Source organism: Phycicoccus sp. Soil748 (genome assembly GCF_001428025.1).
In the GTDB taxonomy this organism is placed as follows: Bacteria; Actinomycetota; Actinomycetes; order Actinomycetales; family Dermatophilaceae; genus Pedococcus.
Map to the genome: position 1 here is coordinate 1 of NZ_LMSC01000001.1, position 26,316 is coordinate 26,316.

At 72.8% G+C, this 26,316-nt stretch carries 20 protein-coding genes; 8 read left to right on the forward strand and 12 right to left on the reverse strand.

Features of this window, described 5'->3' with window-relative positions; all coding sequences use genetic code 11:
• From ASG70_RS00005 to ASG70_RS00040, 7 genes are all read right to left on the reverse strand, one after another.
• On the reverse strand, nt 1–276 hold a 276-nt coding region (locus ASG70_RS00005; RefSeq protein ID WP_235531271.1), incomplete at its 3' end, for an MlaD family protein.
• Between the two features lie 188 nt (nt 277–464).
• Nucleotides 465–1,442 carry a Ppx/GppA phosphatase family protein gene (locus ASG70_RS00010; RefSeq protein ID WP_056882055.1) on the reverse strand — a complete coding sequence of 326 codons (978 nt, stop codon included), beginning with the start codon at nt 1,440–1,442 and terminating at the stop codon, nt 465–467.
• 17 nt (nt 1,443–1,459) lie between these two features.
• A complete protein-coding gene (locus tag ASG70_RS00015) occupies nt 1,460–1,993 on the reverse strand; it encodes a DUF501 domain-containing protein (RefSeq protein ID WP_056881821.1) in 534 nt (177 codons plus the stop codon).
• The gene (locus ASG70_RS18695; RefSeq protein WP_082589817.1) at nt 1,990–2,592 is read right to left on the reverse strand and encodes a septum formation initiator family protein; all 603 of its coding nucleotides are present in this window, start codon (nt 2,590–2,592) and stop codon (nt 1,990–1,992) included. The genes ASG70_RS00015 and ASG70_RS18695 overlap by 4 nt, the downstream gene beginning before the upstream one ends.
• A 41-nt stretch (nt 2,593–2,633) precedes the next feature.
• Nucleotides 2,634–3,923: a phosphopyruvate hydratase gene (eno, locus tag ASG70_RS00025; protein ID WP_056881822.1), complete on the reverse strand. Its 1,290-nt coding sequence runs from the start codon at nt 3,921–3,923 to the stop codon at nt 2,634–2,636.
• 688 nt (nt 3,924–4,611) lie between these two features.
• Entirely contained in the window at nt 4,612–5,535 is a 924-nt protein-coding gene (locus tag ASG70_RS00035; RefSeq protein WP_056881824.1) for a pseudouridine-5'-phosphate glycosidase, read from the reverse strand.
• 104 nt (nt 5,536–5,639) lie between these two features.
• The gene (locus tag ASG70_RS00040) at nt 5,640–6,773 is read right to left on the reverse strand and encodes a carbohydrate kinase (RefSeq protein WP_056881825.1); all 1,134 of its coding nucleotides are present in this window, start codon (nt 6,771–6,773) and stop codon (nt 5,640–5,642) included.
• 74 nt (nt 6,774–6,847) lie between these two features.
• Here ASG70_RS00040 and ASG70_RS00045 point away from each other — a divergent pair, with 74 nt between their 5' ends.
• Complete coding sequence (locus ASG70_RS00045) at nt 6,848–7,372, forward strand: 2'-5' RNA ligase family protein (protein WP_056881826.1); 525 nt, start codon at nt 6,848–6,850, stop codon at nt 7,370–7,372.
• 93 nt (nt 7,373–7,465) lie between these two features.
• On the opposite strand, the gene ASG70_RS19095 is transcribed toward ASG70_RS00045, so the two are convergent.
• Entirely contained in the window at nt 7,466–7,786 is a 321-nt protein-coding gene (locus ASG70_RS19095; protein ID WP_056881827.1) for a hypothetical protein, read from the reverse strand.
• 312 nt (nt 7,787–8,098) lie between these two features.
• On the opposite strand from ASG70_RS19095, the gene ASG70_RS00055 reads away from it, so the two are divergent.
• A complete protein-coding gene (locus tag ASG70_RS00055) occupies nt 8,099–12,322 on the forward strand; it encodes a BTAD domain-containing putative transcriptional regulator (protein WP_056881828.1) in 4,224 nt (1,407 codons plus the stop codon).
• Here ASG70_RS00055 and ASG70_RS00060 read toward each other — a convergent pair.
• From ASG70_RS00060 to mfd, 3 genes are all read right to left on the reverse strand, one after another.
• A complete protein-coding gene (locus ASG70_RS00060; protein WP_235531288.1) occupies nt 12,304–12,912 on the reverse strand; it encodes a MazG family protein in 609 nt (202 codons plus the stop codon). The genes ASG70_RS00055 and ASG70_RS00060 overlap by 19 nt on opposite strands.
• A 322-nt stretch (nt 12,913–13,234) precedes the next feature.
• Nucleotides 13,235–13,744: a hypothetical protein gene (locus tag ASG70_RS00065; RefSeq protein WP_056881830.1), complete on the reverse strand. Its 510-nt coding sequence runs from the start codon at nt 13,742–13,744 to the stop codon at nt 13,235–13,237.
• A gap of 46 nt (nt 13,745–13,790) precedes the next feature.
• Nucleotides 13,791–17,387, reverse strand: coding sequence for a transcription-repair coupling factor (gene mfd / locus ASG70_RS00070; protein ID WP_056881831.1), 3,597 nt, complete (start codon nt 17,385–17,387; stop codon nt 13,791–13,793).
• Nucleotides 17,388–17,802: 415 nt separating this feature from the next.
• On the opposite strand from mfd, the gene cysC reads away from it, so the two are divergent.
• Genes cysC through ASG70_RS00090 form a run of 4 tightly spaced genes read left to right on the forward strand, consistent with a single transcriptional unit; the run spans nt 17,803 to nt 23,259 of the window.
• The gene (gene cysC, locus ASG70_RS00075; protein ID WP_056881832.1) at nt 17,803–19,236 is read left to right on the forward strand and encodes an adenylyl-sulfate kinase; all 1,434 of its coding nucleotides are present in this window, start codon (nt 17,803–17,805) and stop codon (nt 19,234–19,236) included.
• Entirely contained in the window at nt 19,233–20,189 is a 957-nt protein-coding gene (locus ASG70_RS00080; protein ID WP_056881833.1) for a sulfite exporter TauE/SafE family protein, read from the forward strand. The genes cysC and ASG70_RS00080 overlap by 4 nt, the downstream gene beginning before the upstream one ends.
• The gene (locus tag ASG70_RS00085) at nt 20,186–21,718 is read left to right on the forward strand and encodes an O-antigen ligase (RefSeq protein ID WP_056881834.1); all 1,533 of its coding nucleotides are present in this window, start codon (nt 20,186–20,188) and stop codon (nt 21,716–21,718) included. Before ASG70_RS00080 ends, ASG70_RS00085 begins: the two co-directional genes overlap by 4 nt.
• Entirely contained in the window at nt 21,715–23,259 is a 1,545-nt protein-coding gene (locus ASG70_RS00090) for a flippase (protein WP_056881835.1), read from the forward strand. Before ASG70_RS00085 ends, ASG70_RS00090 begins: the two co-directional genes overlap by 4 nt.
• A 46-nt stretch (nt 23,260–23,305) precedes the next feature.
• On the opposite strand, the gene ASG70_RS19440 is transcribed toward ASG70_RS00090, so the two are convergent.
• The gene (locus tag ASG70_RS19440; protein ID WP_056881836.1) at nt 23,306–23,986 is read right to left on the reverse strand and encodes a hypothetical protein; all 681 of its coding nucleotides are present in this window, start codon (nt 23,984–23,986) and stop codon (nt 23,306–23,308) included.
• A gap of 250 nt (nt 23,987–24,236) precedes the next feature.
• Here ASG70_RS19440 and ASG70_RS19445 point away from each other — a divergent pair, with 250 nt between their 5' ends.
• Together ASG70_RS19445 and ASG70_RS00105 are read left to right on the forward strand one after the other, a co-directional pair.
• Complete coding sequence (locus tag ASG70_RS19445) at nt 24,237–25,082, forward strand: sulfotransferase (RefSeq protein WP_162253873.1); 846 nt, start codon at nt 24,237–24,239, stop codon at nt 25,080–25,082.
• Nucleotides 25,083–25,084: 2 nt separating this feature from the next.
• Entirely contained in the window at nt 25,085–26,311 is a 1,227-nt protein-coding gene (locus ASG70_RS00105; RefSeq protein ID WP_056881838.1) for a hypothetical protein, read from the forward strand.
• Nucleotides 26,312–26,316: the final 5 nt, after the last annotated feature.

Genomic DNA, 26,316 nt, shown 5'->3' on the forward strand with positions numbered 1-26,316 from the left:
CGCCGACACACCCGCCGGGACCATCCCCACCATCTCCGGCTTCAACGCCAACCCCAACCGCGCCCCCCTCGCAGTCACCTCGATCGAACGCACCTCCCCCACGATGACCCCTCGCAGCTTGACGTCGGAGGCCTCCTGCAACTGCGAGCCGATCCGGTCGGTCTCGAGCGTCACGCGGACGACGCGGGTGAAGGCGTGGCCGTACGCCGCGACGGACAGCGAGCAGAGCAGCCCGACGACGAGGAGGAAGACCACGCCGTACGTCCGGTCACCCAACCGCGCCAGGCCACCGGTCGCGGGCCCGAGCGGCGACCGTGGTGTGGTCGGCAGCGGGGCAGCCCGCAGCCGCCCGGGGTCGGCGTCGCCGTGCCCCGGCACCGGTCGGGTGCGCTGGTCGACCGGACCTCACCACCCTTCGCTGCGTGATGTGCCTCACCACGCCAACGAGAAGGAGAGGTCGAAGGTTATGCGGCCGGCCCCCGAGAGGTGGTCGCGTCTGCGTCGGCCACGGACAGCGCGATGCCGTCGAGGATGTCGTGCTCGGAGGCGACCACACGCTCGACCCCGAGGCCGGCGAGCCGCTGGACGATCTCGCGCCAGACGAGCGCACCGGCGCCGATGACGTCGACCCGGCCGGGGTGCATGAAGCCCAGGGCGGCCCGCTCGGCGCGGGGCAGGTGGACCAGGGAGTCGCAGGCTGCCACCATCTCGGCCGGGGTGAGCGCGGCGAGGTGGATGCGGCCGGGCTCGTACTCCGTCAGGTGCAGGGCGTGCGCGGTCACGGTGGTGACGCTGCCGGCGAGGCCGACCAGCGTCGCGACGCCCTCGAGCGGGACGCGCTCGGCGGCGAGGTCGAGGGCGTCGTCGACGTCGCGGGTGGCCGCAGCGAGCTCCGCCTCCGAGGGCGGGTCGGAGTGCAGGTGGCGCTCGGTCAGGCGGACGCAGCCGATGTCGACCGACCTGGCCGCCTCCACCGTCGACTCCCCGCGCACGAGCTCGGTCGAGCCGCCGCCGAGGTCGACGACGAGGTAGGGGCCGGGGATGCCGGCCGCGCGCAGGTCGCCCGTGGCGCCACGGAAGGACAGCGCCGCCTCCTCGTCGCCGGAGACGACCTCCGGGGCGGTGCCGTAGTGGGCGAAGGCGTCGCGCACCCCGGCCACGAACTCGTCGGCGTTGTCGGCGTCGCGGGAGGCGGAGGTGGCCACGAAGCGCACGGCCGAGGCCCCGAGCTCGCGGCACTGCGCGGCGTACTCGGCCGCCATGGACAGCGTGCGTCGCATGGCCTCGGGGTCTATCCGGCCGGTGCGGTCGACGCCGTGGCCGAGCCGTACGACCTCCATGCGGCGCAGGACGTCCGTCAGCGCGCCGGTGCCGGGGTCGACGTCCGCGACGAGCAGGCGGATCGAGTTGGTGCCGCAGTCGACGGCGCCGACGCGGGTCACTCGGGTCACGTCGTGGGTCACGTCTGGGGGCCGGCCGCGTCGGGGACGCACGAGCCCGCGGCCCACCAGTCGCCGAGCAGCGCGAGCGCCTCGTCGCCGAGGGGGTTGACCCCCGGCCCGGCCGCGAGCGAGTGGGCCACCAGCACGTGCAGGCACTTGACGCGGGTCGGCATGCCGCCGGCCGACGTGCCCTCGATCTCTGCGACGGTGCCGAGCCGGGATCGGCGGGTGAGGTAGTCCTCGTGCGCGGCGGCATACCGTGCGGCGAGTTCCTCGTCGGCGCCCAGCCGCTCGGTCATCTCCTTCATCAGCCCGCTCGTCTCGAGCGTGGAGATGGCACCGGTCAGCTTGGGGCACGTGGCGTAGAAGGTCGTGGGGAAGGGCGTGCCGTCGGGCAGCCGCGGCGCAGTGGTGAGCACGTCGGGCCGTCCGCACGGGCAGCGGTGCGCCACCGCCACGACGCCGCGCGGGACGCGGCCGAGCTGGGCGTCGACGGCGTCGAGGTCGGCTTGGGTGGGTGCGTCCGCGGGAGTGCCGGGCTGCTCGGTCACGGGGCGGTACCGGTCGCCGCGGGTCCGGAGTCGGCCACCTTCACCGACTCCCACAGCTGGCCGTACCAGGGGTGGTCGCTCGAGGCGGCGGGGGCCTTGGCCACGCCGGGGAGCGCCTTCGCGGAGGGCTTGCCGTCGATGACGGTGTAGGACTTCTCGCCGACCTTGACGAACTTCAGCCGCTCACGGGCCTGCTGCTGGACGTAGGCGTCGTCGTTCCAGCGGGCCTGCTCCTTCTGCAGGTCGCTGACCTGCGAGCGCTGGTCGCCGACCTGTCCGCGCAGCGCGTCGATCTCGCCCTGCTGGCGCAGGTAGGAGCGCAGCGTCGGCACCAGCATGACGGCCAGCAGGACCACGATCGAGGCCAGCACCACGCCGCGCAGCACGGCACGGGAGGCCTTGCGCTCGGTGGCGACCTGCGCGGACGCCGCCTTGCGGACGGCACCCGAGGCCGTGGCACGCGACCGGCCCGGGCCGGCGCCGGGGCGCGCGGAGGTGCCTCGCGCCGTACCCCGTGCACCTGCACCGGAGCGGGGTGCGGACGGACGACGGGCGGGCTGCCTGCCCTGCCCGTTCGTGCCGTGTCCCGTGCCTGCCATGGGTCCCCTCGGTCGTGTCTGCCGGTCCGGTCGTGCCGGGCTCAGGCCTTGGGCGTGAAGCGCGGGAAGGCGCCGGCGCCGGCGTAGCGGGCGGCGTCGTCGAGCTCCTCCTCGATGCGCAGGAGCTGGTTGTACTTGGCGACCCGCTCGGAGCGCGCGGGGGCACCGGTCTTGATCTGGCCGCAGTTGGTGGCGACGGCGAGGTCGGCGATCGTGACGTCCTCGGTCTCGCCGGAACGGTGGCTCATCATGCAGCGGTAGCCGTTGCGGTGGGCCAGGTCGACGGCGTCGAGGGTCTCGGTCAGCGAGCCGATCTGGTTGACCTTGACGAGGAGCGCGTTGGCGGTGCGGGAGTCGATGCCGCGCTGCAGGCGCACGGGGTTGGTGACGAAGAGGTCGTCGCCGACGATCTGGACGCGCTCACCGAGGCGGTCGGTCATGGCCTTCCAGCCGTCCCAGTCCTCCTCGTCGAGCGGGTCCTCGATGGAGACCAGCGGGTAGGAGTCGACGAGGTCGGCGTAGTAGTCGACCATCTCGGCCGAGGTCTTCGCGACACCCTCGAACTGGTAGGTGCCGTCCTCGTTGTGGAACTCGCTGGCGGCGACGTCGAGGGCGAGGGCGATCTGGGTGCCCACCTCGTAGCCGGCCTTCTCGACGGCCTCGAGGATGAGGTCGAGGGCGGCGCGGTTGGACTCGAGGTTGGGGGCGAAACCGCCCTCGTCGCCGAGGCCGGTGGCCAAGCCCTTCTCCTTGAGGACGCCCTTGAGCGAGTGGTAGACCTCCGCGCCCCAGCGCAGCGCCTCCTTGAAGGAGCCCGCGCCGATGGGGGCGATCATGAACTCCTGGATGTCGACGTTGGAGTCGGCGTGGCTGCCACCGTTGAGGATGTTCATCATCGGGACGGGCAGCACGTGCGCGTTGGGGCCACCGACGTAGCGGAACAGCGGCAGGCCCGAGGACTCCGCGGCGGCACGGGCGACGGCCAGGGACACCCCGAGGATCGCGTTGGCGCCCAGCTTGCCCTTGTTGTCGGAGCCGTCGAGGTCGAGCATGACGCCGTCGATGATGCGCTGCTCGCTCGCCTCGTAGCCGACGAGCTTGGGGTTGATCTCGTCGAGGACCGCGTCCACCGCCTGCTCGACACCCTTGCCGAGGTAACGCTTCTTGTCGCCGTCACGGCGCTCGACGGCCTCGAACGCGCCCGTGGAGGCGCCAGAGGGCACCGCGGCCCGGGCGATGGTGCCGTCGTCGAGGGCCACCTCGACCTCGACCGTGGGGTTGCCCCGGGAGTCGAGGATCTCGCGGGCGCCTACTGCGTCAATGGTGGCCACAGACTTCTCCATCGGTGCTTGAACTGGGTGCCGGACAGGGGTACGTCACGAGGCTACCCGCTGCCCGCCCCCCCGTCGGCGACCGACCCGCAGGCCGGACGGCGCACGGCGGGGTGCTGCGCGTGGGTCGCGTCCGTGCTGTCACGCATCCCCGGTCTCGGCAGCGGTGATAGTTCCACCCCGGCGCTCGTAGCGCTCCGGATCACCAAGCCAAGCGCTGACTTCGAGCGAGATTCGCAGCGCTCCCTCCCTCAGCTCGTCCGCACTGCGGCCGCGACCCAAAAGTAGAACGAGTTTCGAGAGGTTCTGCGCAAGAGCAGGACTGGGAACGTGCGCGCGCCCCATGGCCAGGAGCACCAGCTCCTGAAGCTGGGCGACGGCCCGCCCGTCTGGTTCCGTCCAGACCCTGTTCGCGGCCCGGGAGAGCTCTGCAGCAGCATCGTCAAGCCTGTCCATCCTGCGGCGATGCGCGTCCAGTGAAGCTTGATGGCGCATGGTGAGCCAAGACGCTCCGCCTCCGATGAGCGCCCCCAGCCCAGCCCCGCCGAACCCGCTGACCAACGAGGCCACCCCGGAGTCCATGCCCCGAAGGTAACGCGGCCTGACCAGTCTGCCAACAGCCTTCCTCACCCTGCGAATCGGAGCCGGGCCGGCCGTGACCAGTGCTCTGCGACCAGGTCCTCCAGCCTCAGGAGACGCGCTGGTATGCGACGGCGAGCGCGGCGCCGAGGCGGGCGTTGCTGCGCACCAGGGCGATGTTGGTGTCGAGCGAGCGGCCCTGGGACAGCTCGACGATGCGCCCGAGCAGGAACGGCGTGATGTCCTTGCCGTGGATCCCGCGCTCGTCGCACTCCGCGAGCGCCCGGTCGATGAGGACGCCGATCTCGTCGGCCGGGATCTCGTCCTCGACGGGGACGGGGTTGGCCACGGCGAGGGCGCCGTGCAGGCCGAGGTCCCACTTGGCCTGCATCATCGCTGCCAGCTCGTCGGCCGAGTCGGCGCGCAGGGGCGCCGCGTGGCCGCTGGAGCGGGAGTAGAACGACGGGAACTCGTCGCTGCCGTGGACGACGACCGGCACCCCGAGGGTCTCCAGCTTCTCCAGGGTGAGCCCGATGTCGAGGATCGACTTCACCCCGGCCGACACGACGGCGACGTCGGTCTGGCCCAGCTCGGTGAGGTCGGCGGAGATGTCGAAGGAGGTCTCGGCGCCACGGTGCACGCCACCCAGGCCGCCCGTGACGAAGACCCGGATCCCCGCCAGCGCAGCCAGCCGCATGGTCGCGGCGACCGTGGTCGCGCCGTGCGCCTTGCGGGCCACGACGTACGGGAGGTCGCGCAGGCTCACCTTGGCGACGTCGGGGTGGGTGGCGAGGGTCTCGAGCTCGTCGCGGTCCAGGCCGATGCGCGGTACGCCGTCGAGGACCGCGATCGTGGCGGGAGTCGCACCCCCGTCGCGGATGATCTGCTCCACCTCGACGGCCATCGCGACGTTGCGCGGGTAGGGCATGCCGTGGCTGATGATGGTGCTCTCCAGCGCCACCACGGGGCGGCCTGCGGCCAGGGCCTGGGCGACCTCGGTCGAGAGGCGCAGTGCGGGGTGGGGCGTGGTCATCGGTTCTCCTGGTCTGGTCTGGTCTGGTGTGGTTGTGGTGTGGTGTGGCTGGGGTGGGGTCGTGGCTGGGGCGGGGTCGTGGGCGGACCGGTTCGGCGCGGGCGTCAGGAGCCCTGCGCCGTACGCAGCTCGGCGTCGACGAGACGGGCGGTGAGGTCGGGCCGCACCGTCCGGTCGCTCGCCACGGTGAGGGCGGCGGCCGCCTGGCCGAACCGTGCGGCGTCGACCGGGGAGTCCCCGCGCAGCAGCGCGTGCACGAACGCCGCCGTCATCGAGTCGCCCGCACCCGTCACGTCGACGACCTCCGCGCCGGGCGCGGGCATGACGGTCACGGCGACGCGGCCGCCGGGCTCGCGTGAGCTGAGCAGGCTGCCGCGGACGCCGCGGCGGACCCACACGTGCTCGACGCCGCGCTCGTGGAGCTGCCGCGCAGCCCGGGCGATCGCTGGCCGGGCCTGCGCGACCGGCTCCCCCACGATCGCGCCGAGCTCGTCGAGGTTGGGGGTGAGGGCGAGCACGGGCCGCTCGGGGGACAGCACGGTGGCCAGCGGCCTCGCCTTGGCGACGCTCACGGGGTCGACCACGACCGGTACGCCACCGGCAGCCGCCTGGTCGAGGACCCACGTGGCGGCTTCCGCGGGGACGTTGCCGTCGAGCACCACCAGGTCGGCGTGGCCGATGAGGTCCCGCGAGCGCAGGAGCTGGGCGACGGTCAGCAGGTCCGTCGCGCGCATGCTGGAGACGGCCACGACGAGCTCGCCCGAGGCGTCGAGCACCGCGAGGTAGGTGCCGGTCGCCTCGGGGGTAGCCACCACGTGGTCGACGACCACCCCTGCCGCACGGGTGGCCTCGAGGACCTCCTCGCCGAACGCGTCGCGGCCGATGGGAGCGACGAGGTGGGTCGGGCTGCCCAGCCGCGCGAGGTTCTCGGCGATGTTGCGCCCCACCCCACCCGGCGTGCTGGTGGTCGCACCGGGGTTGGAGGTGTGCAGCTCGACCGCGCGGCTCGAGTGCGCCTTGATGTCCATGTTGGCCCCGCCGACCACGACCACGGACCTGGTCTCGGGCCGCACGAGGTAGCCCCGGCCGAGGATCGCGCCCTTGCGGGTGAGGTTGGACAGGTGCACGGAGACGGCTGCCCGGGTGGACCCGGTGCGCTCGGCCAGGGCAGCGGCGTCGAGGAGCGGCTCGGCCCGCAGGAGGTCCACGATCTCCCGCTCGCGCTCGGTCAGTCCCATGCTTGAAACTCTAAGGCTTGCTTGGAACATCAAGCAAGTAGCCACGCGCTCCACTCCACGGCCAGACTGCACCCGTGGCACTCGCGGTCTGCCTGCTGCTCGACCCCGACACCGACCACGCCGTCCGCCGGCTCTGGTCGGGGCTCGAGGCGGCCGGCATCCCGACCCTGCTGACGCACACCCACCGCCGCCACGTGCCGCACGTCTCGTATGCGGTGCTGCGCACGTTCGACGAGGACCGCGTGGCCGCCGCCGTGGATGCGCTGCCCGACGGGCCGCCGCTGGCCCTGCGCTTCGACACCGTCGGGCTCTTCCCCCGCGGCCGAGCCGCCCTGCTCCCCGCAGTCACGCCCGCTCTGCTCGCGCGGCAGGAGGCGGTCGTCGAGGCCGTCACTGGCACCGGCGCCGACCTGCACTGGCACTACCGGCCGGGGCGCTGGGTGCCGCACTGCAGCCTCACCACCGGGACCAGCCAGGACCTGCTGCCGACGGCCGCCGTCCACGCGTTCGACGTGCTCCCCCTCGAGGGCCGCGCCGTGCGGGCGGCGCTCATCGACAGCGGCACGGGTCGGCACGTGCCCCTCCCGAACCTGCCCTGACCGGGAGCCCCCGCCGCAGCGGCCACTGGTCGGAGCGCGGCAGCCGGCGGCCCGGCGCCGAGGGCACCGGGCCGCGGGCCGCCTGGTCCCGACTCAGGCCGGGTGCGCCGCGTGGGCGTGGCTGCGCCGCGAGACGACGGCCATCCCGGCACCTGCGAGGGCGACGCCGGCCAGGAGCCCGGCGCCGATCTGCAGGACCTGCACGCCGTTGTCGTTGACGGTCAGGACCGTCCCTACGCCGGAGGAGCCGCCGACCGTCCCTCCTTCGAAGCAGGAGGTGGTGCAGTGCTGCTCGCCCGGGCTGCCGCTCCCGGGGTCCGGGCGGGCGCTGGCCGGCCCGGCCATGGAAAGGGCTACGAGGCCGGTGGCTCCGGCGATGGAGGCCGCCCGGCGGATGTTGGTGGTGTGCGACATGGTCCTGTCCTCTTCGTGGGTGGTCGTGTCGTGCCGGACGGGGTGTCCACGACCGTTGTGGCACGGACCGGTTCCGGGGCGGCTCCGGACCGGTGTCAGTCCGGTGTCAGGTCTGGCACCAGACGTGGTCGGCCGAGGACGGGTAACCGCCGATGTGTGGGTGCATCGGAGGGCATGAGGCCTTTGGCAGCATCCTCCCGTACGTCCGCATAACGTCGAGTGCCGTTGTGCTCCAGCGGTTTTCGGCGACGGGCAGCGCATGACGACCGGTTCGCAAACCGGTTGACGCACGTCCTGCGCAGGACCACTGTCATGAGCGTGCGCATAGCGCTGCTCGGTTCCCTCGAGGTCGACGGCGGTCGCACGACCCTCGGCAAGCGTGACCGGGTGGTCCTGCAGGCCCTGGCCGTCCGGCCCGGGACGGACGTGAGCCCCGAGGCCCTGGCCGACTGCCTCTGGGGCGAGCACGTGCCCGAGACGTGGCACAAGGTCGTCCAGGGGTGCATCGTCCGCCTGCGCAAGGCCGTCGGTGCCGACGCGATCCAGACCTCTCCGCGCGGGTACCGGCTGCTCATGCACCGGGACGAGCTGGACCACCTCTACTTCGAGCACCTGGTGTCCAGGGCTCGCGACCTGTTGGCCGACGGGAACCCCGAGCGCGCCCTGTACGTGACCGGTCTGGCGCGTGGGCTGTGGAGGGGCGAACCCTTGGTCGACCTCGCCGACTGGGCTCCGGGGCGGATCGCCGCCGAGCAGCTCACGGAGCTGTGGCGCGACACCGAGGAGCTGCACGCAGAGGCCCTGCTCAGGGTCGGCCGCTACGAGGACGTCCTCGGCGAGGCAGTCCGGCTCGTGGCCGAGGAGCCGCAGCGGGAGCGCCGCTGGGGTCTCCTGGCCCTGGCGCAGTACCAGGCCGGGCGCCAGGGTGACGCGCTGCAGACCCTGCAGCGCGCCAAGGCCCTGCTCGTCGACGAGCTCGGCGTGGACCCCGGTCGAGACCTGACCGACCTGGAGACGGGGATCCTGCGGCAGGACCCCGCTCTGCTGCCGCCGCCGGCCGTCCCACCGACGAGCACCGAGTGCCCCTACCTGGGGCTCGCGGCCTACGACATCGACGATGCGCCCGGCTTCTTCGGACGTCGGCCCGACACCGCGGCGTGCCTCCGGCGACTGGACGGGACGGGGGCGCTGGCCGTCGTGGGGCCGTCCGGCTGCGGCAAGTCCTCCCTGGTCCGCGCCGGCGTCGCAGCGGCCCTGACGGCCGACGGCCGACGAGTGACGGTCATGACACCGGGCGTCGATCCCCTGATCTCCCTCGAGGCGGTCGACCTCGCTGCCCTCGATGCCCTCGTCGTCGACCAGTGCGAAGAGGCCTTCAACGCCGACTCCGACTCGCCCGACCGAGCCGAGTTCTTCGACCGTCTCGGCGAGATCGCCGACAACGGCCGGTGTCTCCTCGTCGTGTCGCTGCGCGCGGACCGGCTCGGCGAGCTCGCCACCCACCCCGACTTCGCCCGGCTCGTCGAGCGCGGGCTCTACCTCCTGGGAGCCATGACCCCACCCGACCTCCGGTTGGCCATCGAGGGGCCCGCACAGCAGGCCGGGCTCCGGCTCGAACCCGGGCTCGTCGACCTGCTCGTCCGTGAGGTGGCAGGGGAGCCGTCGGCCCTGCCGATGCTCTCGCACGTGCTGAGGCAGACCTGGCGTCGCCGGGAGGGGCAGACCCTCACCGTCGCGGGATACCAGTCCACCGGTGGGATCCAGGGTGCCATCTCGCACTCCGCGGAGAGCCTCTTCGGGGAGCTCACCGCGGCGCAGCGACGGGTCCTCCGGGACCTCATGGTCCGACTGGTGGGGCGGGACGACTCGGGCAAGCCGGTCCGACAGCGGCTGCCGCGCCGGGCCGTCGAGACCGACGAGGACCACAGCCTGGTGGTGCAGCGGCTGGTGTCGGCGCGCCTGCTCAGTGCCGACGGCGACACCGTCGAGATCGCTCATGAGACCCTGGCCGTGGCGTGGCCGAGGCTGCGGTCCTGGCTGGACGACGACGTCGACGGACTGCGCATCGTGCGCCAGCTCACCCTCGCGGCCACGAGCTGGGACGGGCTTGGCCGTCCCGACAGCGAGCTCTACCGCGGTGTCCGCAGGGCCGCGGCGCAGGAGTGGCGCGAACGGACCCACCCCTCGTTGTCAGCGGTGGAGCAGGACTTCCTGGACGCGTCCGACCGGCTGCACACCGCAGAGCAGGAGGCCACCGAGGCCCAGGTGCGCACCGAGCGCAGGTCGAACCAACGACTGCGGGCAGGCCTGGCCACCGTCGCGGTCCTTCTCGCCGTGGCCATCGTCGCAGGCGCCCTGGCGAAGAACGCCGCGAACCGCGCGGACCAGCAGGCCGTGGCCGCGGACGAGCAGGCACTCACCGCCGACGCGCGTCGACTGGGTGCCGAGGGCCTGCGGGCGGCAGACCTCGACCGCTCCCTGCTGCTGTCGGCAGCCGGGGTCCGGCTCCACGACTCGGTCGACACCCGTACGAACCTGCTCGCGACGCTCGACCGGGCCCACCAGCTGCTCCGGACCCACCGCACCGGCACGGCCGTGAACCTCACGGTGAATCCCGCGACCGGCCAGGTGGCCCTGGCGATGCCCTTCGACGGGGTGGCCCTGTTCGACGGGAGCACCCTTCAGGAGCTGCACCACGACCCCCAAGTCCGCGGACCGGGCCTCGTGTCGAGCCCGGACGGCCACCTGTACGCGGCCTCCCTGATGCCTGAGCTGACCGGGGAAGCCTCCGACCCACCTGCGGTCACCCTGCTCGACGAGCGCGGCGCCGTGAGCAGCGTCCAGCTCGGTGGCGTCCCGTCCAACCGCTACGCGCAGCAGGAGCTGTCGTTCAGCCCCAACGGCCGGTGGCTCGTCGTCGGCCTGCTGCACCGCGAGGGCGCAGCCCCACCGGTGACCGTGGTCTGGGACCTGACCGCCCCCGGAAGGCCCGCCGCCCTCGTGCAGCTCGGGGACCAGGACCACTCACCCGTCGTGTCCGACGACGGTCGCACGCTCTACGGCGCCGGAGGTGGGCACGTGCGGGTGGTGGACCTCGCCGGAGGCAGGGGACCGGTAATGCTGGACGCGGCCGACCTTGACGTCCGGGAGGTCGGCGACCAGCTGCGCCTGCACCCCGACGGGCGCACGCTGGCGGTGGGCGCCGGGGACGAGGTCGCGCTGCTCGACACGCACAGTCTCACCACCCGGGCGGTCCTCAGTGGCCACGGTCGGACCGACGCCCTGGCCTTCTCCCGGGACGGCCGTCGGCTGGCCTCCGCCGGGGAGGAGGTTGTGGCGTGGGACCTGTCCGGCGGACAGCCGCGCGAGCTGCTGCGCCACGAGGACCCGTCCGGCGCCTCGCTCGGGTTCAGCCCTGACGCCAGGACCCTCTACACCGTGGAGCAGAGCGGCCTCCTGCTCGCCTGGGACCTCGACGGTGATCGGAGCTTCCTGCGCACGCACCCGGGAGAGGCCCTCGCGCGCGAAGCGCCCGCGGTCATCCGCTTCTCACCCGACCGCCGCAAGATCGGCTACGTGTGGGGCTCCCCTGCCGCGGTCCAGGTGCGGGACGGGGCCACGGGGGCGCTGGGACCGTTGATCGACGTCAGGCTGCGCCAGCGGAGCTGGATCGACCTCGCCTGGAGCCCGGACTCCAGACACTTCAACGTCACCACGGGTGATGGCACGGTGGGCATCTGGGACGCCACCACCGGCCGCAACCTCGCGTCCCACACCCTGGTCCAGGCGGAGGGCAGCACCACGCGACCGGGCCCGACGGGCGCGACGGAGGGCGCGAGCATCGCGTTCTGGTCCCTCGACGGCCGGTTCCTGCTCGTCGGCAGCACGACCGGCCGCCTGCACGTGCTCGACGGGCGCACCCTCGCGCCGGTGCACGAGCCCGTGCAGGTGACCTCGTCGAAGGAGGGCGGCAGGACGCCGCCGGTCCAGGGCCTCGAGCCCAGCCCGGACCTGCGCACCGTCGTCACCTTCGGCGACCAGACCCGGGTCGTGGACTACGTCGACGGCGTGGTGGAGCCGCCCCTGGGCTACGGCGGCGACCGCGCCACCATCGCCTTCGCACCACGGGGGGGCAGGGCCCTCGTCGGCACCTCCAGCGGTGAGGTGGGGATCGTCGACACCGCGAGGCGACGGTGGCTGGCCCAGCCGGCTGCGGTGCCTCCCTTCCCCGGGTACTCGGTGGTGTGGTCCCCGGACGGCAGCCGCGTGGCGACGACGAACGAGGGACAGGTCGGGTGGTGGGACCGCAGTGGCACCTTCCAGGGGTCGATCAAGGTCCCGGACGCAGCCTCGGTGGCCTTCTCCGACGACGGGCGACGACTGCACGTCGCCGACGACCAGGGCGGTGTCCACACCTGGGACCTCGACCCGGCCGAGTGGGTGCGGGCGGCCTGCCTCACCGCCGGCCGCGACCTCACCGTCGCCGAGTGGCGCAGCTACCTGCCGGGGCGTCCCACTCAGTCGATCTGCGGCTGAGTGGCAGCGAGCGCCGCGACAGCCCCCCTCAGCTCTGCCTCGGCATCCAGGCCCTGGGTCCTCGCCCGGGCCACGAGCGCCAGCAGCTCGTGGCCGAGGCCGTGCCCGACAGGGAGCGGCCCACGCCCGGAGCGCTCCCATCGCGCCACCACCTTCTCCGCCGCGAGCAGGGCGGGCAGCGAGCTCGGTATGCCGTGCAGCAGCCCCTCGTGCCCCGCCTCGCCGCCGCCGTGCTGCGCCTTGGCCGCCCGCTCCTGCGCCTTGATCTGCTCCCAGGCGACCTCGACCTCACCGGGGGTCGAGGCGCCGCCGTCGGCGAACACGTGGGGGTGGCGCCGTACGAGCTTGTCGACGAGCACGCCCGCCACGTCGTCGATGTCGAACGGCGCCACGGGGTCGTCCTGCGCGACCCGCGACTGGAACGCCACCTGGAGCAGCACGTCGCCGAGCTCCTCGCGGATGTGGTCGAGGTCGCCGGACGCGATCGCCTCGGCCGCCTCGTGCGCCTCCTCGATGAGGTACTTCACCAGGGACTCGTGCGTCTGCTCGGCGTCCCATGGGCAGCCGCCGGGCGAGCGGAGCCGGTCCATCACGGCGACGACGTCGAGGAGGCGTGAGCCCGGGACGTCCCACGACCCGACGAGCACCTCGACCTCAGGCGGGTCGCCGAGGCGCGAGACCTCGGAGGCGACGGCGTCGGTGAGGCCGGGGTCACCGTCGGGGGAGGCCACCCAGACCNCCGCCTCGACCTCGAGGCCGGCCTGCACGAGGGCGTCGGCGAAGGGCTCCTCGGGGTCGCGGGCCAGCACGACCTGCGCTGCGTCGAGGGCCTGCCACGCCGCACGCGTGAGCAGTCCCGGGGCGATGCGCGGGCTGCCGACGAGCAGGGTCAGGCGCCGGGCCACCGGGTGGTCAGCCCTGCGGTGCGGCGGAGGGCTCGGCCTTGATCCAGTTGGGGGTGCTGGCGTCGAAGCTGATCTTCTTGGGGTCGAACGTGCCGTAGCGCGGGTTGATGGTGATCTTGGCCTTGGAGGCGAGGTCGACCGCCCTGCCCTTCTCCTCGCTCGTCATCTGGTTGAAGGCCAGGCTGGCCCGGACGAGCTGCAGCGTGGCCGGCGAGGGGTCCTCGATCGCGGCCACGGCCTGGCGGGCGGCCGAGTCCGACAGCCCCTTGCCGGAGCCGTCGGCGACGGTGTTGATGAACTGGGCCATGACCAGGCTCGCCACTGCGTTGGCGGTGCTGATGCCGGAGTCGGGCTGCGCCTCGAGGATCTGCCGCGACGCCTCCTGGGCCTCCTGCTCGGTGATCCGCTGGCCGTTGACGACGGCAGCGGTGTCGGCGGACGCACAGCCCGACACCCCCAGCACGACGACGGCGACCCCGGCCACGAGCGACCCACGCAGGACGCGAAATGCCTTCACGACTTCCCTCTCTCCAAGCTCACAAAGGTGCTCAACAGGTGCACGCTCACCGGGCCGGCACCGCACCCTCGCGGGTGCCCACCCGGGCGGCGTCGGCGACGCTGCCCAGCATGACGGCGCGGATCAGGTCGCTGGCCCACTGCAAGACTGCCGTGTCACGCAGCGGTTTGCCAGCCACCCTCGCCGTCATCGGCTTCGGCACGAGAATCGTATGCACCGTGTCCTTGACCAGTGACTTGGGGTAGAGCCGCTGCAGCCGGAGCTGGGCGGACTCCGGCAGGTCGACCGGGCCGAACCGCACGAAGTTCCCCTGCACGGAGATGTCCCCCACCCCGGCAGCCCGCGCCACGGTGCGCAGCCGGGCCACCTCCATGAGGTTGCGGACCGGCTCGGGCAACGGACCGTAGCGGTCGACCAGCTCGGCCTCGATCTCGCCCAGCTGCGCCTCGTCGACGACGCTGGCGAGCTTCTTGTAGGCCTCGAGCCGCAGCCGCTCCCCCGGCACGTAGTCGTGGGGCAGGTGGGCGTCGACGGGCAGCTCGATCTTGATCTCGGTCGGCGCGGTCTCGCCGTCGCCGCGGAACTCGGCCACGGCCTCGCCGACGAGCCGGACGTAGAGGTCGAACCCGACGCCGGCGATGTGGCCGGACTGCTCGCCGCCCAGCAGGTTGCCCGCGCCGCGGATCTCGAGGTCCTTCATCGCGATCTGGATGCCCGCGCCGAGGTCGGTGTGGCTGGCCATGGTCTGGAGGCGGTCGTGCGCCGTCTCCGTCATCGGCTTCTCCGGCGGGTAGAGGAAGTAGCAGTAGGCCCGCTCGCGCCCTCGGCCGACACGACCGCGCAGCTGGTGGAGCTGGGAGAGGCCGAGGACGTCGGACCGCTCCACGATCAGCGTGTTGGCGTTGGAGATGTCGAGGCCGGTCTCGACGATCGTCGTGCAGACGAGGACGTCGAACTTCTTGTCCCAGAAGTCGACCACGACCTGCTCGAGCTTGTGCTCGCCCATCTTGCCGTGGGCCGTGGCGACGCGGGCCTCGGGCACGAGCTCGCGGATCCGGGCAGCGGCCCGCTCGATGCTCGACACCTTGTTGTGGACGAGGAACACCTGTCCCTCGCGGAGCAGCTCGCGCTTGATGGCGGCGACGATCTGCTTCTCCTCGTAGGCCCCGACGTAGGTGAGCACCGGGTGGCGCTCCTCCGGTGGCGTGGCCAGGGTCGACATCTCGCGGATGCCGGTGACGGCCATCTCCAGCGTGCGCGGGATCGGGGTGGCCGACATCGCGAGGATGTCGACGGCGGTGCGCAGCGCCTTGAGCTGCTCCTTGTGCTCGACACCGAACCGCTGCTCCTCGTCGATGACGACCAGGCCGAGGTCCTTGTAGCGGATCTCCTTGGACAGCAGGCGGTGGGTGCCGATGACGAGGTCGACCGAGCCGTCGGCCAGTCCCGCGATCGTCTCCCTCGCCTCCTTGTCGGACTGGAAGCGCGACAGCGCCTTGACCGTCACGGGGAACTGCGCGTAGCGCTCGGAGAACGTCTGGAAGTGCTGTTGCACCAGCAGGGTGGTCGGCACGAGGACTGCCACCTGCTTGCCGTCCTGGATCGCCTTGAACGCGGCCCGCACGGCGATCTCGGTCTTGCCGTAGCCGACGTCGCCACAGATCAGGCGGTCCATGGGCACGGTGCGCTCCATGTCGGCCTTGACCTCGTCGATCGAGCTGAGCTGGTCGGGCGTCTCGACGTAGGCGAAGGCGTCCTCGAGCTCGCGCTGCCACGGGGTGTCGGGCGCGAACGCGTGGCCCGAGGTCGCCATCCGCGCGCTGTAGAGCTGGATGAGCTCGGCGGCGATCTGCTTGACGTAGCGGCGGGCCTTGGACTTCGTCTGCTTCCAGTCGGAGCCGCCCATCTTGCTCAGGACCGGCATCTCGCCCCCGACGTAGCGCGTGACCTGGTCGAGCTGGTCGGTGGGCACGAAGAGCCGGTCACCGGGCTGTCCCCGCTTGGACGGGGCGTACTCGATGACGAGGTACTCGCGGGTCGCGTCACCGACCTTGCGCTGCACCATCTCGACGAACTTGCCGACGCCGTGCTGCTCGTGGACGACGTGGTCGCCGGGCTTCAGCTGCAGCGGGTCGACCTGGTTGCGCCGCCGCGAGGGCATCTTGCGCATGTCCTTGGTCGAGCCGCCCTGGCCGGGGGTGCCGGTCAGGTCGGTCTCGGTGACCAGCGCGAACCGGCTGCCGGGCGCGAGGAACCCCGAGCCGACGGACCCGGTGGTCAGGTGCACCATGCCGTCCGTCAGGTCGCCGAGGTCGGCGTCGAGGCGGGCGGGCACCGACTCGCCGGCGAGCACCTCGGCGACGCGTCGCGCCATACCGGGGCCCTCGGTGACCACCACGACGCGCCAGCCGTCACCCACCCAGCGCTGGAGGTCGGCGACCGCCTCGGGGGTGGACCCGCGATAGCGCGCCACCTCCTCGAGACCGGTGTTGACGACCACGGCGTCGTCGTCGGCGAGTTCCTCGTCGGCCACGAACGGGCCCAGGTCCCACCACGGCATCCCCGACTCGCGGGCGTGCGCGCGAAGGTCGGACAGGTTCCAGAACGAGGCGGTGCCGAGCAGGCCCTGCAGGTCGATCGGCACGGCGTTGCCGGCAGCGGCGTTGGCCCAGCCGGCGTCGAGGAACTCCTGGCTGGTGGCGACGAGGTCGTGGGCGCGGGTGCGCACGCGCTCGGGGTCGCAGACGACCACGGCCGTGCCCTCGCGCAAGGTGTCCAGGACGCTCTCCATGCCGTCGACCAGCGCCGGGGCGAGGGACTCCATGCCCTCGACCGCGATGCCCTCGGCCAGCTTGGTCAGCAGGTCGGCGGCGCCGGGCAGCTGCTCGACGAGCGCTGCCGCGCGGGCGCGAACCGACTCGGTGAGCAGCACCTCGCGGCACGGGGGTGCCCACAGGCCGTGCTCGGCCACCTCGAGGCTGCGCTGGTCGGCGACCTTGAACCAGCGGATCTCCTCGACCGTGTCGCCCCAGAACTCGACCCGGACCGGGTGGTCCTCGGTCGGCGGGAAGACGTCGAGGATGCCGCCGCGCACGGCGAACTCGCCACGGCGCTCGACCAGGTCGGTGCGGGAGTAGGCAGCCGCCGCGAGGTCCTCGACGACCTGCTCCAGGGGTGCCTCGTCGCCGGCGCGCAGGGCCACCGGTCGCAGGTCGCCCAGCCCGCGGGCGACGGGCTGGAGCACCGCGCGGACGGGGGCGACGACGACGTCGAGGGGGCCGTAGGTGGGGTCGTCGGGATCGGGGTGGCGCAGCCGGCGCAGGACGGCCAGGCGCTTGCCGACGGTGTCGCTGCGGGGACTCAGCCGCTCGTGGGGCAGGGTCTCCCACGCGGGGAAGTCGGCCACCCGCTCGTGGTCGAGGAAGCAGCCCAGGGCCGACACGAGGTCCTCGGCCTCCCGCGTGGTGGCGGTGACGGCGAGCAGCGGCCGCCCGGCCTCCTTGGCGAACGCCGCCACGAGGGCGGCCCGGGCACCGGTGGGCGCCGAGATGTCGACGGTGGGCTCACCGGCGCGGGCTGCGGCGAGGGCGCGGGCCACGCCGGGGTCGGCGGTGAGCGCGTCGAGCAGCGGGGCGAGGGTCATGGAGGGCTCCTGCTCACGGCTGGGTACAGCACGAACGCCCCACGGCAGCTGCCGATGGGGTGTCTCCAACCCTAACCACCGCGCCCGACAGGGTGCTCGGCGGAGGACCTCGGGCGGCCGGTGGGCCACACGCTCATCCCTTTGGATGAGCCACCGCTGGACCGCTCCTCAGAGGATTGACGCGCAGGTGGTGGACCGGCGCGCACCTCGTTCGAGCGCTCTCGGCCCACCGAGCGGGACACGCAGGAAGCAGCTCCTGCGGCGGCGGGAGGGACGTCGCGAGGACCGGTGGAGCAGAGGTATCGAGCTCGGACGCAGTGGCGTCCGCAGGGGTGGTGGACATGGGACCGAACCAGAGCAGTGGCGCACCCCGCGCCGCGGCTGCCGGCGCCCTCCGGCCTGCGGGAGCGGGCTCATGACGCTCGTCTCCGACCGCCAGACCCCGCCGGGCCGGGCCGTCACACCCGAGGCGACCACGCCACCACCACCCGCGCCACCACTGGGCGACCTGCCCGACCTCACCCTGCCACCGGCGCTGGTGCACGACCTGCTGCTCGGGCTGGCCGGCGTGCTGCCCCGCGGCCAGGTGCTCGGCGGGCCGCTCGCCGAACGCGCTGCGGACCCCGTGCGGGGCAGGGCCGGGGAGGTCACCCTGGTCCTGCCCACGGCGGAGGCCGCCCAGCGGGCCCTCGCGAGCGGCCGGCTGGTGCTGCGCGACGAGGAGCACACACCGCTCGCCCTGCTGGAGTCGCTCACCACGGTCGAGGGCAGCGACGTAGCCCTCACCGGGCTCCCCCGCCCGCTGCGGACCCGCGAGTCACGGGCCGCGTCGCACCCCGAGGTGGACTTCGACCTCGAAAGCCTGCACCACCGGCCCGTCCTCGTGATGGGCCGGCCCGCGACGACCGCCGACGTCGCCGCCCTGTCCGCCTGGGCCGCCGGCGTCGACCGGCCGGTGGTCCTGGTCATGGAGCAGAGCGACCGGCACGACCGCGTGGGCACGGCCACGCTGCTGCGGCTCGCGGAGGCGCTCGTCGCCGAGCTGGGGACCTCTGCCGACATCCTCACCGTCCCCCTGGAGGGGCGCGACGCCCGCAGCGACACCGGGCTCGCCCGTCGGGTCGCCGCCCGGCTGCGTGCGGTGGACGTCCGCCTCCTGCTCGACGACGCCCCGGCCCCGAGCGCGCAGGCCTGGCGACAGGCCAGGGCGGCACTGCTCGACGGCCACGACGAGGCGGGGCTCGAGGGCTTTCCCGAGACCACCCACGAGCTCCTCCACGCGTGGCGCCTGCCCCGGTCGCGCCGCGGGCTCGTCGTGATGTTCACCGGCCTCTCCGGCTCGGGGAAGTCGACGCTGGCACGCGACGTCGCGGACTGGGTGGCGACCCACTCGAGCCGCACCGTCACCCTCCTCGACGGCGACCGCGTGCGGCAGCTGCTGTCGTCCGGTCTCGGGTTCGACGAGGCCTCGCGCGAGCTCAACGTCCGCCGGATCGGCTACGTGGCAGCCGAGGTCGCGCGGCACGGCGGCATCGCCATCTGCTCCCCCATCGCCCCGGCGGCCACGGTGCGTGCCGAGGTGCGCGCGATGGCCGAGTGCGTGGGCGACTTCCTGCTCGTCCACGTCTCCACCCCCCTCGAGGAGTGCGAACGGCGCGACCTCAAGGGCCTGTACGCCGCCGCGCGCCAGGGCACCGTCCCGCACTTCACCGGGATCTCGGCGCCGTACGACGTGCCGGTGGATGCCGACCTCCGGGTGGACACCTCCCGGACCGAGCGGCCGCAGGCCGCGCGCATGGTCCTCGACACCCTCATCGAGGGTGGCTGGCTCTCGGAGGAACGCGAATGAACATCGACCCCCTGATGGTGGCGGCCTCCTTCGGGATCGGCATCGTCGTCGGCCTCACCGGCATGGGCGGCGGCGCCCTGATGACGCCCGTCCTCGTCCTGTTCTTCAACGTGCCACCGCTGACGGCCGTGTCGAGCGACCTCGTCGCCGCCGCGGTGATGAAGCCCGTCGGGTCGGTCGTCCACCTGCGCCGCGGGACGGTCAGCCTCGGCCTGGTGAAGTGGCTCGTGGTGGGTTCCGTGCCGGCAGCGTTCGGCGGCGTCCTGGTCATGCGGATGCTGGGTGACGGCGAGCAGCTCCAGCACGTGGTGCAGGTGGCCCTCGGCGTGGCCCTGCTCATCGCCGCCACCGGACTGGCGGTCCGTGCCTACATGCGCCTGCTCGAGCGGGCCGCGCGACGCGACGGCACCGCCGACCCGCTACCGGTGGGCCCGCCGCGGGTCACGCCGCGCATCCTCCCGACGGTGGCCATCGGCGTGGTCGGCGGCCTCGTGGTCGGCATGACGTCGGTGGGCTCGGGATCGCTCATCATCATCGCGCTCATGGCTCTCTACCCGACGCTCAAGGCCAACTCCCTCGTCGGCACCGACCTCGTCCAGGCTGTGCCGCTCGTGATGTCGGCGGCCCTGGGGCACATCTTCTTCGGCGACTTCCAGCTGGCGCTCACGGCGTCGCTCATCCTCGGCAGCGTGCCCGGCGCCTGGATCGGGGCCCGGGTCTCCTCCCGTGCGCCCGGCGGCCTGGTCCGCCGAGTCCTCGCCTTCGTCCTGCTCGCGTCGTCGCTCAAGCTCCTCGGCGTCCCCACCGTCACGACGGCGTTCGCGCTCCTCGCCCTCGCCCTCGCTGCCCCCGCGGCCTGGATGGTCGTCCGGCACCGGCACGGCTTCCCCGCGCTGGCGAGTCGCCGGCACCGCCTCGCCCGCACCCCCGTCCCGGAACGGCAGCCGTCATGAGCGCCTCACCCGCCACCCACCCCGGCGCCGGCAGCCACCGCCGGCCGCGGTCGTCCGCGCTGCCCACCTCCCTCGGCGGGAGGGTCGCGACGGTCGGGGCCGCGGTCCTGATCTGCGCTGCAGCCATGGTCTCCGGCCTGTCCGCCGGTGGCGACAACAAGAGCCTGGTGGTGCTGCCGCTCGTCGGTGTCGTCGGCATCGGCGTCGCGGTCCTCGCGCTCACGCGCTTCGCGCCCTTCGTCCTGCTCCTCCTCGGCGTCCGGTCCAGCCTCGACGTCATCAAGCTCTCCGGCGCCTCGGCCGGCAACACCGCCACCAACAACGCCTCGCGCGGCCTCGACCCGTCGAGCATCGTCGCCCTGCTGTTCCTGGTCGCCTCCATGCTGTGGCTGCTCGCGCAGTACTCCGACGGGCGCCGGCTCAAGGGCTCGCCGCTGCGCATCGCCCTGCTCAGCCTGGTGGCCGCGGGCACGGTCAGCGTCATCTCCTCGGAGGTGCCGGGAGCGTCGGCCATGGAGGCCATGCGCATCCTCTCCTGGGTCATGATGTTCATCGTCCTCGAGCAGGTCATCGTCGACCGACGGACGCTCGAGAAGGTGCTGTACGCCGCCTACGCCGGCCTGCTCTTCCCCCTCGGCTACACCCTGGCGCTCATGGTCTTCGGGAGCCCTCCCTCGGAGGTCAAGGGCAGCTTCACGCGCATCACCGGGCCGTTCCTGCAGTCCAACACCTTCGCCCGCTACCTGGCCTTCATGGTCGTGTTCGGGGTGGCGATCTACCCGTCGCTCTCGCGCCGCAGTCGCTATGCCATGGTGCCGCTGCTCGGCTTGTCGTCGATGTTCCTGCTCATGACGCTGACCCGGGGCGCCATCCTCGCCGCCGTCGTCGGCGTGGTCCTCGTCGCCGTGGTGCAACGGCGCAAGGGAGTGCTCGTCGGGTTCGCCGCCTCCGCCCTGCTCGCCGTCGCGCTGGTGCCCGGGCTCGGCGCCCGCTTCGCCACCGTGACCGACACCCAGCAGCAGCTGCCCGGTGGTCCAGAGACCGGCAACAGCCTGGAGTGGCGCCTGAAGTACTGGACCGAGGTGCTGCCGCTGGCCAACAGCAACCCGGTCACCGGCATCGGGCTCAACATGACGCAGTACCAGACCGACGCCGCAAAGCAGCCGCACAACGACTTCATCCGCGCCTACGTCGAGACCGGCATCGCCGGCCTCCTCGCCTACCTCGCGATGCACGCACTGTTGCTGCGCAACGGGATCGCCGCGATCCGCAACTCGGTCCGGGGCACGTTCGAGCACGCGGTGGCCACCGGCGCACTGGGGTGCGCCGTCTGCTTCCTGCTCGGCAGCGCGGGCGCCAACGTCATGTCCAACGTCGTGAGCCTGTGGTACCTCGCGACGTTCTCGGCTGCGGGTTCGTACATCGCCCGGCGCAACCCCGTGACGGGGCGCGTCGACGGGCTCTACCCGGCGGGCCGCACCAGCGCGCCGGCATCCGCCCACGCGAGCCAGGCGGCGTCGTCGTCGTGACCACCGAGGCGAGGGGCCGGCTCGAGCGCGCGCAGCCGTCGCGCTCGACCATCAACCGCATGGGCCGCGGCGGGGGCCTCAACCTCGTCGGAGCCGTGTGCAACCAGCTGTCGCTCTTCGCGATCATCTCGGTCCTCGCGGGGTTCGGCGAGCGCGAGGTCGGGCGCTACGCCTCGTGCTTCGCGCTGCTGTCGCTCCTCGGCCTGCTGTCGCTGGCCGGCTTCCGCTCGGCGATGACGCGCTTCGTCGCCATGCACGTCGCCGACGACGACGCGCGGCGGCTGCGCGGCACCGTACGCCTCGGCCTGGGCCTGACCGTCGCCGCCTCCGTGGTCATCGGCGCCGCCCTCGCCCTGTCGGCCCCCTGGCTGGCACCGGCCCTCGGCGACGAAGGGCTCACCACCGGTATCCGGCTGGTGGGCCTGACCCTGCCGGCCGCGACCATCTCCGACGCCGCGCTCGCGGCCACACAGGGGTGGCGCACCCAGGTGCCCTTCACCGTCATCGGCCGCATCGTCGACCCCGTGGCGCGACTCGTCCTGACGGCGCTGGCGCTGGCCGCAGGCCTCGGGGTCGATGGCGCGCTGTGGGCGCTGGCGATCTCGTCGTGGGCCAGCGCGATCCTGGCGCTGCTGTCCCTCCGCAAGCGCCTGCGCCCCGTGCCGCGGGTGCCGGCCCGCTACGAGGTGCGCGAGATCTTCGGGTTCTCCATGGTCAGCTGGGTCTCGGCACTGGCCGCCACCGGGCTCATCTGGGTCGACACCCTGCTGCTCGGCGCCCTGCGCGGACAGCACGACGTCGGTGCCTACAACGTGGCCACGCGGCTGGTGATGCTCGCGGTGTTCGTGATGGCGCCCATCAACGCGTCGTTCACCCCGCACCTCGCCCACCTCGTGCACACCGACCAGCGCGAGGAGGCGGCCAGGGCCTACGGCAGCGCGGCCCGCTGGATCCTCGTGCTGTCGATGCCCTCGTTCATCCTCCTGGTCGCCTTCAGCGAGCAGCTGCTCGGCTACTTCGGGCGCGGCTACCGCAGCGCCGCGGCCGTTACCGCGATCCTCGCGCTCGGACAGCTCGTCAGCGCTGCCGCCGGGCCGTGCGGGACGGTGCTCAACATGTCCGGCCGCGTGATGCTCAACATGCTGGACAACGTCGGCGTCCTGGTCCTCAACATCGTCCTCAACCTCGTGCTCATCCCCCGCTACGGCGTCGTGGGGGCGGCCATCGCATGGAGTGCCAGCCTCGTCACGGCCAACGTCGTCAAGGTGCTGCAGGCGCAGCTCGTCGTCGGCATCCACGCCGCCGGCGCGGGGCTGGGCAAGGTCGCCGCCGCGACCGTCCCGGCGGTCGGGGCGGCCTGGCTGGTGAGCCGCTGGGTGGCCACGTGGACCGACGTCCTGCTCGTGGCGGCACCAGCCGTCGTCGTCGTGTTCTTCGGCGCCCTGGTTGCGCTGGGACTCGATGCCGAGGACAAGGCGCTCACGCGATCGCTGCTGCGGGGCAAGGCATTCCGTCGCCGGGCCGTGGAGGGACGGGCATGACCGCCGCACCACGCGAACGCCTCGGCAGCGACGAGGGCAGCGCTCCTCAGCAGACCTTCGCGAAGATCGACGCCGCCGTGGCTGCCATGTCGCGTGATCTCGCGGTGTTGTCCGACACCCCTGCCACGAGCGTGTTGAGCGACGTCGTCTCCGCCGACGCCTGCGCGGTGGCCGCCTTCACCGCCGCGCCGATCTCGGCCGGGGTCGGGGAGGCGCCCGCCGGCTGCGAGGACGCGAGCTTGGCGACGGCGGCAGTGGCCGACCGCAGCGCCGCGATCTGCGACCTGCGGGTGGCGGCTGCGGCCGGCACCTTCGCGCCTGCGGCCGAGGCCTTGGCCGAGCCCCAGCGGGTCAGGCTCAGCCCGGACGCGATGCGCGAGCAGCTGCGGGTCTCGATGGGGTATGCCGCGGCGCGAACTGCCTTGAGGCCGTTGCGTGCCGACGCCGTGCCCGCCGTGGACGACGTCCTGAGCGCGTCCAGCGTGGCGTTGGACTTCAGCACCCGCGACCGTGCCGCCAGCGTGTTGAGCGCGGCAGCCAGGGCCGGGTTCGTGGTCGGCACCGCGGCAGAGGAGGACGACGAGGTCGTCGAGCTCGGGGACGTCGTCGTGGACGAGGTGGAGGAGCTCGAGGAGGTCGTGGTCGGCGGTGCCGTCCCGTCCCCCGAAGCGCACCCCGCGAGGAGGCAGACGGCCAGTGCCGTGGTCACCAGTGTGTTGCGTCGCATGGCAGGAACCCCTCATCACGTCGTCGGTCGTGCCCCGCCCACATCCTCGCACCCCGCACCGCTCTCCGGGGGCGAATCCTGCGATACCGCGCAGGACTGCACGAACGCCCTCCCTGGATCATCCGAAAGATCGGAATCGCCTGTGAAACCAATCAATCCCGCTTCTCGGGAGGACGGCGGAACTATCGTTTTCCCGGCGGGCCCAGGCGTCGTCGACGCCCCCTCCCCGCAGCACGGGGAAAGAGGCAGGATGAACACTCGCAGAGCCGCCGGCCGCGTCCTCGCTCCGCTGCGTGCGGCCCTGCCGCGGCGCACGGGGATGGTGCCGGGATACCTCGTGGTGGGCACCAAGCGGGGTGGGTCGACCTCCATCGCGCACTACATCAACCAGCACCCCGAGGTGGCGCCCTGCCGCAGCAGCAAGGGCACGCACTACTTCGACGTGAACCACGGCCGGGGGTGGTCCTGGTACCTCTCCTGCTTCCCGCCTGCGACGAGCGGGCAGCGGCTCACCGGCGAGGCGAGCCCCTACTACATGTTCCACCCCCTTGCTCCGGAGTGGATCGCGCGCGAGCTCCCCGACGTGCGCCTCGTGGTGAGCCTGCGCGAGCCCGTCGCGCGCGCTTGGTCGCACCACCAGTACGAGACCCAGCAGGGCTACGAGGACCAGCCGTTCGAGGAGGCGCTGCGCCTCGAGGACGAGCGCCTCGCCGGCGAGGAGGAGCGGCTGCGCCGGGACCCCTCGTACGAGAGCTTCTCGCACCGCCACCACGCCTACCTGCGACGGGGGCACTACGCCGAACAGCTCGAGCGCCTCTACGCGCTGTTCGACCCGGCGCAGGTGCTCGTCCTGCGCAGCGAGTCGATGTTCACCGACCCCCACGGTGAGCTGGACCGTGTCTGGGCCCACCTGGGCCTCTCACCGGTGACCTTGGACGGCCTCGACCGCCTCAAGCCCACCCACCGCCCGCTGGACATCAGCGATGACCTGGCGCGCGAGCTCGACCACCACTACCGGCCGTGGAACGACCGCCTGGCGAAGCTGCCCGGCGTGGGGTTCACGTGGTCCGACACCACCACCCGAGGGGACTCATAACCGTGGAGATCATCGACTTCCTCAAGGCAGCCCGGCGCCGGCTGGCGCTCGTCATCCTGCTGCCGCTCATCAGCATGGTGGCCACGGCAGGACTCCTGCTCAGCCAGCCGCCGTCCTACACGGCGACCGCGGTGGTGGACCCGCCCGCCCTCGTGGGGAGCCTGGACTCGCAGTACACGGGCGCCCAGGGCGTGAACCAGTTCGTCTCCGCCTTCGAGGCGACGGCGTCCGGACCGGTGGTGCGACGCCTCGTGTCCCTGGACACCGGGGTCGGCACCGCCACCCTGAACGACGGGCTCGTGGTCACCCAGCGCCTCACCAGCGCGAGCCTGGCGGTCACCTACACGACCACCAAGAAGGACACCGTCGTGCCCGTGCTCAACGGCGTGACGACCGCGACGCTGCGCACGCTCTTCGAGAGCCAGGTGCAGTCGGCGCAGGGCCGCGTCGAGGCCGCCAAGAAGGCCGTCGACGACGCCAGCACGGCCATCGGCACCTTCACGGCCAAGTACTCGATGGCCGACCCGCAGAAGGCCTACGAGGCCCAGCTCGCCCGGGTCAACAGCCTCGTGCAGCAGCAGGCGTCGCTCACGGCCGCCGGCAACTCGGTCGGCGCCGCGGCGCTGGGCAGCCCGATCGCCTCGGCGAGGGCCGACCTGGCCAAGTTCGGGCCCATCCTCAACGAGTTCACGACGCTCACCACGGCGCGCGACACCGCCGTGGCCGGCCTCGACGCGGCCAACGCCAAGCTGTCGACCGCGACCGTCCAGCTCGCCAACGCCGACCCGACCAAGATCGTGTTCATCGGTGGGGCCCACACCGTCGACCGGGTGCCGGTGGTCCTGACCACCACGGCATCGGTGGGCGCTGCAGCGTTCTTCCTCGCCCTGGTGCTGGTCCTGGCCCTCGAGATGCTGGCCCGCAACCGTCGCGCCCGCGAGTTAGAGGCGGCGGGGACCGCGACAACGGTCGAGGACGCTTCCGAGGTGTCCGTGCAGCCGGCGGCGACCGAGGCGTCCACGCCCTCCGCCACGGCACCCCACGGGACGGCGGCCGCACCGGCCCCCCACGGGACCGCAAGCGCCGCCACCAACGGCAGCACGAGCGCCGCCAGCAACGGTGCCACGGCTGCGACGAACGGGGTCGCCAACGGCAGCACGAACGGCGCGAAGACCGGGGCGGACAACGTCACCGGGCCGTCCGTGCCGCGGCCGGCCAACAGGAGCTGACGGGC

Excerpts from the sequence above, each read along its gene's own strand:
- cysC (WP_056881832.1), top strand. The coding sequence starts at position 17,803 with ATGACGCTCGTCTCCGACCGCCAGACCCCGCCGGGCCGGGCCGTCACA.
- ASG70_RS19445 (WP_162253873.1), top strand. The coding sequence starts at position 24,237 with ATGAACACTCGCAGAGCCGCCGGCCGCGTCCTCGCTCCGCTGCGTGCG.
- ASG70_RS18695 (WP_082589817.1), bottom strand. The coding sequence starts at position 2,592 with ATGGCAGGCACGGGACACGGCACGAACGGGCAGGGCAGGCAGCCCGCC.
- mfd (WP_056881831.1), bottom strand. The coding sequence starts at position 17,387 with ATGACCCTCGCCCCGCTGCTCGACGCGCTCACCGCCGACCCCGGCGTG.
- ASG70_RS19440 (WP_056881836.1), bottom strand. The coding sequence starts at position 23,986 with ATGCGACGCAACACACTGGTGACCACGGCACTGGCCGTCTGCCTCCTC.
- ASG70_RS00080 (WP_056881833.1), top strand. The coding sequence starts at position 19,233 with ATGAACATCGACCCCCTGATGGTGGCGGCCTCCTTCGGGATCGGCATC.
- ASG70_RS00055 (WP_056881828.1), top strand. The coding sequence starts at position 8,099 with ATGAGCGTGCGCATAGCGCTGCTCGGTTCCCTCGAGGTCGACGGCGGT.
- ASG70_RS00060 (WP_235531288.1), bottom strand. The coding sequence starts at position 12,912 with ATGGACCGGCTCCGCTCGCCCGGCGGCTGCCCATGGGACGCCGAGCAG.
- ASG70_RS19095 (WP_056881827.1), bottom strand. The coding sequence starts at position 7,786 with ATGTCGCACACCACCAACATCCGCCGGGCGGCCTCCATCGCCGGAGCC.
- ASG70_RS00040 (WP_056881825.1), bottom strand. The coding sequence starts at position 6,773 with ATGGGACTGACCGAGCGCGAGCGGGAGATCGTGGACCTCCTGCGGGCC.
- ASG70_RS00085 (WP_056881834.1), top strand. The coding sequence starts at position 20,186 with ATGAGCGCCTCACCCGCCACCCACCCCGGCGCCGGCAGCCACCGCCGG.
- ASG70_RS00035 (WP_056881824.1), bottom strand. The coding sequence starts at position 5,535 with ATGACCACGCCCCACCCCGCACTGCGCCTCTCGACCGAGGTCGCCCAG.